Annotated in this window: 10 protein-coding genes; all 10 read left to right on the top strand. The window is 43.1% G+C overall.

All coding sequences use genetic code 11. From position 1 onward, the window contains the following. Nucleotides 1-13 precede the first annotated feature (13 nt). Nucleotides 14-892, top strand: coding sequence for a TssN family type VI secretion system protein (locus NBH07_RS19540; protein ID WP_004310146.1), 879 nt, complete (start codon nt 14-16; stop codon nt 890-892). Nucleotides 893-895: 3 nt separating this feature from the next. Further along, nucleotides 896-2044 carry a hypothetical protein gene (locus tag NBH07_RS19535; RefSeq protein ID WP_004310145.1) on the top strand — a complete coding sequence of 383 codons (1149 nt, stop codon included), beginning with the start codon at nt 896-898 and terminating at the stop codon, nt 2042-2044. A gap of 20 nt (nt 2045-2064) precedes the next feature. Continuing rightward, a complete protein-coding gene (locus NBH07_RS19530; RefSeq protein ID WP_004310144.1) occupies nt 2065-2562 on the top strand; it encodes a type VI secretion system TssO in 498 nt (165 codons plus the stop codon). Next, the gene (tssO, locus tag NBH07_RS19525; RefSeq protein WP_004310143.1) at nt 2559-3005 is read left to right on the top strand and encodes a type VI secretion system TssO; all 447 of its coding nucleotides are present in this window, start codon (nt 2559-2561) and stop codon (nt 3003-3005) included. The genes NBH07_RS19530 and tssO overlap by 4 nt, the downstream gene beginning before the upstream one ends. 10 nt (nt 3006-3015) lie before the next feature. After that, on the top strand, nt 3016-3957 hold the full coding sequence (locus NBH07_RS19520; protein ID WP_004310142.1) for a PKD domain-containing protein: 942 nt from the start codon (nt 3016-3018) through the stop codon (nt 3955-3957). After that, nucleotides 3954-6302: a type VI secretion system protein TssR domain-containing protein gene (tssR, locus tag NBH07_RS19515; RefSeq protein WP_250833578.1), complete on the top strand. Its 2349-nt coding sequence runs from the start codon at nt 3954-3956 to the stop codon at nt 6300-6302. The genes NBH07_RS19520 and tssR overlap by 4 nt, the downstream gene beginning before the upstream one ends. 5 nt (nt 6303-6307) lie before the next feature. Continuing rightward, nucleotides 6308-7111 carry a DUF5457 domain-containing protein gene (locus tag NBH07_RS19510; RefSeq protein ID WP_004310140.1) on the top strand — a complete coding sequence of 268 codons (804 nt, stop codon included), beginning with the start codon at nt 6308-6310 and terminating at the stop codon, nt 7109-7111. A gap of 513 nt (nt 7112-7624) precedes the next feature. Then, on the top strand, nt 7625-8020 hold the full coding sequence (gene tssD / locus NBH07_RS19505) for a type VI secretion system tube protein TssD (protein ID WP_004310139.1): 396 nt from the start codon (nt 7625-7627) through the stop codon (nt 8018-8020). A 110-nt stretch (nt 8021-8130) separates the two neighbouring features. Next, the gene (locus NBH07_RS19500; RefSeq protein ID WP_234237556.1) at nt 8131-9888 is read left to right on the top strand and encodes a type VI secretion system Vgr family protein; all 1758 of its coding nucleotides are present in this window, start codon (nt 8131-8133) and stop codon (nt 9886-9888) included. Then, the gene (locus NBH07_RS19495; protein ID WP_250833577.1) at nt 9885-11234 is read left to right on the top strand and encodes a hypothetical protein; all 1350 of its coding nucleotides are present in this window, start codon (nt 9885-9887) and stop codon (nt 11232-11234) included. The genes NBH07_RS19500 and NBH07_RS19495 overlap by 4 nt, the downstream gene beginning before the upstream one ends. Nucleotides 11235-11363 lie beyond the last annotated feature (129 nt).

Genomic DNA, 11363 nt, shown 5'->3' with positions numbered 1-11363 from the left:
AAAATCTAATAATATGAAGATATTGCTATATTTCTTTGCACGTTATTTATTGGCTCCATTATTTGTAGCCGTGATGATATTTGTCTTGACCGGAATAAAAACGATCAAGAGCAAACTTAGCCTGAAGAAATTAATCATATTCATTCTTCTGGCTTCCATTGCCGTCGCTTTACCCAGCCTGTTCGGTTTCCTAAAAAACGAATACGTCTGGGGAGGCTTGACATTCACGATATTGTCCTATATCCTCCTTGGAGCATTGTTCTGCAAACTGTCAACCTCCGATTTGTTCGGAGCAATCGGTATTGGCAGTTCCCGAACAGCGGTCATTCTCACTCTAACCACAATATGCGCTTTAGGCGGATGGTGCTACTATCTGCTGTTTGAACTGATAAGCAAGCTACCTTATTCGCTATGGAACACAACAAATATCCTATGGTTTGCAATCCCATATCTGATTATGTACAGCAGAACCCTGTTCCTGGACATCCCGCACCCGATATATACCCCATGGGAATTGAGCTATGGTACCTTTGACCGGAAATATTGGGACAACATAGACAACTTCGGCTTCCGAACGGTCAAAGTCAAAATCAAACGGAATATAAAAGACCCGACATACGCTTCGTTGGTTGTCCGCCTGCCCAATGAAATATCTCTTGGGAATTGGTTCAATTGGGTTATCGAAGACCAAAACAGGCGTTTCCCCCAAAACAAGATTGAAACAGAGAAGGAAGATATGCAAATCGGATGGATGTTCTATACCTCAAAATGGTTTAACTTCCCGTTGTTCATAAGAATACTTGACCCCACTCTGACGAGTGAGAGCAATAAGATTAAGAATAATCAAACGATATATATCCGGCGTGTACAAGTAGAAACAAAAACATCATAATATATGAAAACACTAACATATTTGCCTGTAAACTGGGTCAATGGTCTGAAGCTGACCAGTCAGCATTTCTTTGCAAACCAATATTGCCAAACGGAAGCTCTCAACCGCGAAGCAGGAAGGAGTCTGACCAGTTATAACTATGGTCTTGGAGAGGTCCTTGAAGGGATAGGTGACAATCTTGAAATAGAGATTTCAGGTGATACCATGTCCACTCTCTGTGTCCGCCTGAAAAGCTGCAACGCTATCACCAAAGGCGGTCTGCCCATCGTTTATTACGACGGTTTATACGGGGATGAGAAACCCTGTGCAACCATTTCAGAATCCGGTCTGCAAGCCGAGGACAGCGAGTATATGGTACTAATATCCGTAGATCCGTATCACTTGATACCTGTCGGTGAACCGGACCCGGAAGAGGTGCCTTTGCATCACCCGTATGTCTTGCCGAGCATAAAACTCCATATCGTTCCCAAAAACCAAGTCAACAAATCTTTCTACAGCCAGAATTTTTTGCTGGTGGCAGAGGTATGCAGACAAGGGAATACCTATAAAATCAATCATCAATATATTCCACCGGTACAACATTCCGCTTGCCACGATGGGATTAAAACATTCATTTCCCAATTGGCACGTACCCTACAGTCGATAAAAGAAGACGTGAAACTCATTTACAGCAGGAATGTTGCTGACAAGCGTAGAGATACGCTTGCCAATAATACATTTGAGCTGTGTAAGGCTTTCTCGGCCTTTTACAACTCAAGAATCTTCTTTATCGAACAAATCGCCTTAGAGCAACCGCCGATATATCTTGTGCAGGCCGTGAATGAGCTTGCAAACGGTCTGAACTCCGCTCTTCAAAGTCTTTCCGAAACGGAAAGAGAACAATTGCTCCAATACTTCTATGAGTGGACCAATGTCACACCCTCTGAATTTATCACGAAGATAGAGAGCCTAACCAAGCTTATGTATGACCATACCAATATAAACCAATCATTGCAGACGGCAGGGGCATTTGTGACACTGCTCAGCAATATGTTCCACAAAATGAGTGAACTGGAATACATCGGAATGGTTCGTGAGAATATTATAGTAGGAGACGAAAGTCACGAAACAATAGAGGCTCAAAAGAAACGATCATGGTCGTTTATAGGTTGAGCGATTAAATCATAGCAAGTATGGAAGCAGAAAACAAAAAAGCTCGTTTGAAAGCGAAGCTCCGATTTACTTTGGTATTCGCTATCGCACTGATTGTGACCACAACCGGAGGTATCGTAACGATTGTGACTGCACAAAAAGGAATATCCCTTCTTGAAAGCAAGAAGGCCGAATATGACAATGTGTTCAAGAAACAGGCAGAACTTAACTTCCAGATAGAAGAATTGTTCCGGGACTTGAACAATCTGAAGACCAAGCGGCGAAATTCGAGTGAACACAAGCACATGCAAAAATTGATAACCAAAAAACGGTTATTAATGGAAAATGACATTGCAATGCAGGCCGATAAAAGCAAGTACGAAGTGTATAAAGCTATGCTTGAACAGATCCGTGTCATCCAATCATCAATGGATGACCTTGACCGCGAAAGCAAAAAGCGTGAAAGCAACATGGAGCAACTTGAAAAGTGTAGAATCAAATATCAGGAATTAACCAAGAATAAACTGACGAAGCCATGACAAAAGACGAAATGCTATGGGGAAACATCCGTTTCCTCCTGCTGCTGATTTTCTCAGTAGCCGCAATTTATATCATACTTTGCCGGTATATACTCAACGTACCGACAGAGGACAGTTCGGAGTTGATAAACGAAATCAACCATTCCGAACGCATTTTTGAAATCCAGCATACACATATGCAGCAAGCGCAGAACATCTGGAATGAGATTGACTCTCTGGACTTCAACATTCATCAAGTACAAAAGATGGACGAGGTGAAGGATGGGATTTACCAATTGCAGCATATATACAAGGAAAACAATATGAATACGAAATTCCTTTTCGGCGTGTTGTCCTCCAGAATGCTTAAATGCCAATTCGACATAAAAGAGGAATTGAACAGTCTGGTACATAACAATGCACTGATTGAACGGGATTTGGAAGAATGTAAAGCCAATTTATAAAACATTCGCAATGGATAATAAGAAAACTATAACAATCATCATATTGGGACTGGTTGCCATGGCAGGTATCCTTTTGTTTTTGTTCCTGCCTTCGAAGTCGCACCTTGCCAATATTGACTTTTATGTGTATGACACCAATGATAATTTTCATTATGAGGTCAATGAGCGGTTGGAGCTATTAGTCAACGATACGGCAGCGATTAAAGGCAAGCGGCTCATTTGGGAAATGGGAAACGGTGATACACTGATGAGAAATACGGATGTGTCATACACTTACCGTAAGGCCGGCAAATATCTTATTACTTTGAAAATAGACGGAAAACACTCCGTAAACAAGTATATCAAAGTTATCTCAGGGCTGGAGCATGAGGCCATTGATTCCATACCCCGTATAAATGGAGTGTCAGAGGGTTATCAAGGTGAAGAGCTGGTCTTTTCGGCAGAAGGCTATGGTATGGACACATGGCTATGGGAATTTGGAGAAAGCGGTACTGTGGACGCATACGAGCAGCAAGTCGTGTATTCGTATGATATTCCGGGAGAATACACCATCTCATTACAAACCAATACGACGAAATATCCGGTGAAGCACCGTATAACCATTCTCCCACGCTTTGAAAAAGCAGAGGAACTGGTCACGGTGGATTCGTTGGTACTGGTACAGAATGATATAAAAAAACACTTGCAAGCCATAGCTGACGCCAAAGTCTCACAAAAGTCGGTCTATTACGAACATACGAATTATATCCGTAACAAATATTTTTGCATTGATGCAGACCAGGTAGTGGTCGTCATCAATGATGAAAAATACAATGACTTCAACGGCTATTGTCAAGGACTGCATTTTCTTGAAAGCAACAGGAAAAAGCGTGTGAGTATTGATGATGTAAAAATTGACGATTTGAATTGCGTCAAGTCCATCCATGTGACACAAAGTTATATTGAAAAATGAAACAACTGAATCTCATACGAAATCTGTTTTCTGTGGCCGTGATGATTACTCTTGCGTGCAACGTATCTGCCCAAGTGTCCATCCGCGACAGAATACAAATAATGGATAGGGATATATTCAATTATCCGGAATTAACAGAAGCTCCTGTCAAAACAAAGAAAAGCAAGACAAACAGAATTGTCTATTCGGACAGGACCGGAAATCAAAGTTATGAAGACCCGTATTTCCAGCGTAAGCGGTCTTCACACGGGATTGGCACACCCTATTACATAGTAGGTGAAAAGAACGGAACCTACAAGCTTGTTCAGGCTGACCCAGACATTACAGGCAAGCCCAAGTCGATAATAGGTTTCCTGTATAACAGCAAGAGACACTTTAAGGAACCCCGTAAAGTCAATTATGCCGGATGGATACCATCGGAAAATGTACTGATGTACGACCATGCCCGTATCAATCCCCGCAACAACCAGCCGATAAGGTACCGTATAGGCATAAACAGCATTAACAAGCTGTTCGATATCCATCAATTCTTCAATGGAGATACCCTGAAAATATACGGAGAGCCGTTTTTGAAAACAACAACGGATGCGGTAGTTGTCAGCGGAGAGGTTGTTTACCTATACAAGTTGGACAAGAGCGGCAAATCCGCATTGATTTCCAATGTTCCCGCATTATCAGACAGTACCAAACGCTTTTTAGGGTGGGTTCCCGCTGACCTTCTTGCAGAAGTCGGCCAAAATGAGGTGTATCATATTGATTATTCACGATACCGTGATTCTTTGTTGTGTGCTGTCAACCTAATGTATCCCGATACGTTGGCATTACATAATGCGAATATTCAGGGTACGATGTTGTTCAATCTGGATGGAAACCCGGCAGGGCCTATGACGAATGGGAATATCCGGCTGAACTATCCTTTGTCCGTCTGGGACAAGAACTGGAATAAGATTATCAATATCAAAGGCGGAGACATCATGGTTTCCGATGTCCGAAAGATGGAAGCGGAAAACAAAAACGTGAACATACATGTACTGTTCAATGATGCCGACCTGCCTTATCTATCTCCATATATCAATGTACTACAGAACCTAAAGCTGAAAATGAAGCCCGGATATGACTACACTTTCTCAGCAACTTGCATATCCTCCAACGGAGAAAACAGACATTTGGCCCCAACCAAGGACTTTTCAGCCTGGCTCGACTATATCAAACAATCCATTTCTTCCAAACGGAAAAACGAGCAAGAGGAACAATCATCGTTTTACGGTTTTGGCGGGGCTATCAAACAAATCTCCCGTTATGATGACGAAAGCCGTTTCAGCAACAATGTATTTGTCATTTTAGGGTCAAAACAAACTTTATCCTTGCACGAGCAACAACTCTCGTGGCTGGCAACCCAACCGGCAAGGCTTCTGTTTGCCCAGATAGACAGAGCATCAGGCACTTCTTATCAGGACTTCCTATTGCAGGCCAAATCCATTCTGGACAGCCATTCTACGAAATACATAGACCATATATCCAATTATATCGCAGACAGCAGACTGGTAAAGACGGAGCTGTTCAAGAACATAGAAGCTACGGATGCCAACTTATACCTGTATGATGCTCCATACAACAGCCTTACGGTAGGAGGAATCTTATTCCCTAAAGGTAGAAACAGGCTGGAAAGCAACGCTTTGGAAACAGCTTTGGATTCCGTATTATGGCAATCTTTCGAGACGGACAGCCTACTGTTGCACTCACTTAAAGATTATGAGCGAAATATAGGTGTCCTAAGAAGCCGTCCCACATCCGAACTGACGCACATATTCCATCATACGGAAAATCCTGACAGTATGAGCCTTGACGATATAGATAGAAACAGCGTGAATGACACCTACTATATAAAGGCCTCCGTAGCGGACAGTATAATGGACGGGTACGAATATGGATATCTACTCGATGACAAGGAAGTGATGGAACTGCTGCAAAGCTACAGGGGACTACTCCCGGAGTTCTCAGATAACATAGGGAAAAAGGAGCTAAGAGTGCTTCGCAAGCAATTTAACCGGCAAAAGAAAAGCATAAACAGAAGTTTCTATCGAAAAGTATTGCCCAGAAATCCATATTTGGCTCAAATCTTCTATTGTAAGACGGGAGTCATGGCCAATGACAGCCTTTTAAATTCAACAAAGGTGAAGAAACTAAAGAAAAGAAAGGTTGAGCTGACGGACTTTAATAGTGGCTATACAACCCTGATTTCAAAGATGAAGAGACTGGAAGACATGTATCAACGCAACCTTTTCAGACCTGTATTCATCGCTGGCAAGAAATATTATTTTATTCCGAAACAATTAATACTGTAAATAAAATGGAACCAACAAGAGAACAACTACAGGCAGAGATTCTTGAAATCCTATATCAGAAGTGCCTCCAGAAGCCAATATGGGTATCTTGTGCAGAAATATTTTGGAGCATCAGCAACCTCAAGGTATCAGAACGGAGTGTCAAGGACGTTCTTGACTGGCTGGTAAAAAACGACCTTGTAATTTATCAAGCGGATAAATACCAGATTGCCAAGCGCGAATTTATGGATATATCAAGACGTAAGGCTCTTGAAAAAAAAGAGACCGAAGAAAATGCCGAAGTCCGGACTGTGGAGTATGGAACATCCATTCCGCCTCACACGATGAACCATCATCCATGGCTTGAACGAGAGTACCAACAACCTGTCGCAAAATCATCAAACACAATGTTTGCCATCATAGCATTAATAGCCTTTCTGATCAGCGGCACACTTGTTGGCATACTCCTGTTCAACAGCTTCGCAACGGAACGGCGCAATAATGCAGAACTGACATACCTTCCGGACAGCATACAGGTTCCCTCGTTACAGGTTAGCACGCCCGGATATATCCGTGACGCATATACGACCAACCGCAACTTCAAGAACATCCAAACTTCGCTGGAAACACAGCAACGGATTAATTCTGAACTTATGGATATCTGCAAGGCACAACAATCCCAGATTAATATACTGACAACTTGCTCCAAACAACAAGCGGCGGACATCGAACATTTGGAAAAGGAACGGAAGATCTACACATGGATGATTGCCCTTGCACTCCTGGTATTAAGTTCATTGCTCATCTGCCGATACGGGCGTAAGAATTAGGACATACGCAAACATTCAGACTGTATAGTCAATCTGCTAACGGTATCTGACACTTTCATGCGGTGGATACCGTTTTTCTGCATTCCGGCAGCAGTTTGCTTTCCGACGGTTTCGTCCGTTCCTGATGAAACTTCTTCTACAAGTGTTATTGTACAATACCGGGAATCAATTTAATAGCGACACATCATCAACGGGGCGTGTTTCTAATCATATAGGACAGTGGCTTTATACACGAACATTAGTTTAAAACGTGTTAAAATGAAAACAACAGCAAAAAAACGCGCTAAAAAATTTGGAAAAAAGAATATAAGCACTTATATTTGCTCACATCAAAGATGATGTTTTATTTTCTTCTCTTTTTCCCACAATAAAACTGAGTCATCCGGAGGCTGAGAGGAAATTTCAAAAAATCGTTTTTGAGGTTTTCTCTTTTTTGCATCTATACCGGTTAGGGCGCAAGGACGGAGAAACCGAAGTAAAATAATTAAGTTTAACCCATTAAATCCAAGTATTATGGCATTTAGAGCATCATTGGAACTTAACAACAAGGAATTTGACGTCCTTTATTCAAACTATGAGTTTAGTCGTAACACAGACCCTAAAGGTATGCCCTCTTCAAGCGTATTGGGCGGTAGAGTAAAAGCAACCATCGAATCAACAGAAGACACTTCTGTCATCGAAGCGATGTTGAACAGTCCTTTCAAACCTGTAGAAGGAAAGATTATCTACAAAAAAACGGAGGAAGATGCCAAGATGAAGGAGATCCAGTTCAAGAACGCATACATCGTTCACTACTCGGAAACTCTGGACGCGAACAACGATGTGCCTATGACAATCACCATTACGTTCTCCGCTGAAGAAATCATCGTCGGCAGCGCAGCTCTTGACAACCGTTGGCCGAAGAAATAAATCGGCGTACATAGGTAAATCCTAAATCAAAACATTTGTCAGGCCGTCCGACGGACTTCCGCCGGGCGGCTTTGGCAATTTGGATATAAACCGTCAAATATAATGCCGCCATGCTGGAACAAAAAAAAGTCACATTGGAAATAGCCGGCATACCCATGCCGTCGTTTGTGCAGTTGATGCTCAAACAGAGCATCAATGAGCATCACTACTTTGAGATAACACTGGATATCCAAGCCATAGAAGCCTATGGTGTGGAAATCCCGGAGGCATCAAAAGACTGGGTTGGAAAAAAAGTAATCATGGACTTCGGCGGCACTGTTTTTGTCGGCGTGGCCACCATGGTGGGACTTCATCGTTCCGGTGGAACACACGGAAATATAAAAGTGACGGGATATTCGTCAACATTCCTACTGGAGTCAGACCACACTTGTGCCTCATGGTGCAACAAATCCTTGTCTGACATCGTTAAGGAACTTACAGACAAGGCGGGAGTGCAAGCTCTTGTCAATCCGGAAACGAAATCGAAGCTGGAATACGAATGCCAGTACGAGGAAACCAACTTCAGATTCATACAACGGCTTGCCCGCCAATATCAGGAATGGCTCTACTACGACGGACAGAACCTTGTATTCGGGAAGCCACAGGCCGGCTCGACGACCAAGCTGACATACGGCGAGGAACTATCCGTGCTCGATGTCTGCTCGCAGGCACTTGCCCGACCAATAAAGGGAAGTTCTTACCATTCGGTGAACGACCAGACCTATAACGGCCAATCCCCCGATACCGCAGCCGGACAAAACACATTGGGACAAGCGGCCTTTGACTCATCATTGGCTTTGTTTACCGCTCCCGCTGTCCAACGGGCGGAACCGCGCATAACCAATAAGGGTGAACTTGACGCCTATTTCCAACGCAGGCAGCAAAGCGACAGCGCCGCATCCAGTTTCATCACCGGGGAAAGCGATTGCCGCATCCTCACGGTGGGCAGTATCATAGATGTTCATACCGCTATCCATACAGGAATAGGTATCCACGTAAAAAATAGCATCGGCACCTATATCATTACGGAAATAACCCACGTAGCCGGTATGGGTGACAGTTACCAGAACTATTTCACCGCACTTCCGTCCTCTATTCCCACCCTTCCATGCCCGGATGTACCTCTGCCTGTCGCTCATACACAGCAGGCCGTGGTTGTCAGCAACGAGGACCCGAAAAAGTTAGGCCGCGTCCAAGTCAAGATGAACTGGCAGACCGGCCCGATGCAAACCTCGTGGATACGGGTGCTCACTCCTGACGCAGGAACAAGCGACAAAGTGGCCACAAACAGAGGATTTGTATTCATACCCGAAAAGGGAGACCAAGTCATGGTGGCATTCAGATATGATGACCCGAACCGTCCGTTTGTACTTGGCAGCTTATTCCATGGAAAGTCAGGCACCGGTGGCGGCAGTTCAAACAAAACAAAAAGCCTGACTACCCGCAGCGGTTGTACCATAACGCTTGATGATGAAAAAGGAAGCGTTACCATTGCAGATCCGACCGGAAGCACAATTATCTTGAACGGTGACAATACCATCACCATTGATGCAAAGGACAAAATAACCATCCATTCCAAAGAATTGGAGATACTTGCTGACGAAAAGATAAGAATTGAAGCCGATTCAGAGGTTGAAGTACTTGGTAAGACATCCACTTTTGAAGGCAAGTCCGAGGCAAAAATAAAAAGCGATACGTCCATTAAGGAAGAGGCAGCTACAATAGACATAAAAGCATCTGCAACACTGAAAGCAACGGGAGCAACCGTTGATGTGGATGGTTCTGCGATGACAAATATAAAAGGTGGTTTACTTAATTTTAATCCATGATAAACAACGAACATAATCCGATAGCCATAAGAATCAGCAACATACAGGACTTATGGATTGAAAATCGGGAGAAATTTCCCGATGCAAAGATTTATTGTCTCGTTTGCGAACCGACCGATTATCAAATTGTAGAAGGATTCATACGGCTTGAAGCCTCCGAACATGGCTGCACATCGGATATAATCGTCGGTTTCAAGGCCGACTATGATGATAAAACAGACTTTTATAAGTTCTTGATAAAAACATGGATAGATTCGTTTTCCATGGATGTAGAGAAAAATCCCGATTGGGATTGGGCAGATTTTTCTTCATTCAAGTCAGAATTGACGTCTGTCAGTTCTCTAAGTGCAGATAAACTACGAGACTTGTATATTCGTCTTGTTACAAGTTTCAAGACATTTGTCGGAAACGACAATCTACTCGGCATAACCCTCTTCATATCCCGCATTGGCGATGTGGAAGCTCTGAATGAAGTAATAAAGGACATTGCCGAGCGACTGCCCGCAGGGGTTGCGCTTATTCTAATTGACTATAAAAAGCGAGAGGTCTATGATATCCTGCTGTCTGAAATGAAAGGCAGGATATGCCTAATAGACATCCCAAATCAGAATATGACCGGCGCATACAAAGAAATTGCGACCCAAGGTAATCCACAAGATCCGAACGTAAAATATCGGAAATGCCTGTTTGAACTTGGAGAAGCGGCATCGAAAGGAAACAAGGATGAAGCAAAGAAGCTGGGACATGAACTGATAAGGCTAAGCCGTGAAATTGGCGGAACGGCATTTATGGCTTCGTCCTACCTTATGTTTGGGGGATTCATGGTAAAGTTTCATCGCGAAGCCGGGTTCTGCCATGATTTGTTTGACAAAGGGATAGCTTTGGTCCTTCCCAAATACCATGATGAACAGGATTGCGCACAAATCCTGTTACAACTCTATAATTACAAAGGAACTGTACACAGTTACAATAAAGATATAACAGAAGCCATCAAACAATTTATGACAGCCGTCAGAATAGCCAAGGAGGTCGATATGAAAACCGAGGTTGTAAATGAATACAACTATGCGTTACTTATGGCATTGAAAAAAGACAGGCTTACATACGAACCGATCTTAAATGAGGCATTTGAGTATGGATACTCTTTTCCTGACGAAGACTTAAAGATTATCAATCTCTCATTTATTGCCTCTACCTATCTTGACAAAACATACAGCCTTGATTCGTCAAAAAGAGACGAAATCTCAAAACGTATGTCTGACTTATATGGCGAGGACTGGCAGCTTTCCACAAAGGAACTGGCAGCCAAACTTGATGCGGAATACTCACTGAGAAACCCAAAATAGTCTGATTATGTTACTTGCGGACAGTCATATCACTATGGTAGTCGGGGTTGACGTCCATGTGACGACAGCTCCCCCTTTCAATCCCATCCACCCTTACATAGGTATGGTGATGGACCCCGCCGACTACAT

The sequence above is a fragment of the Parabacteroides sp. B2-S-102 genome (assembly GCF_023656665.1).
Taxonomy (GTDB): domain Bacteria; phylum Bacteroidota; class Bacteroidia; order Bacteroidales; family Tannerellaceae; genus Parabacteroides; species Parabacteroides distasonis.
Note: the sequence above shows the minus strand (reverse complement) of the source record. Positions and strands in the feature narration are given on the sequence as shown.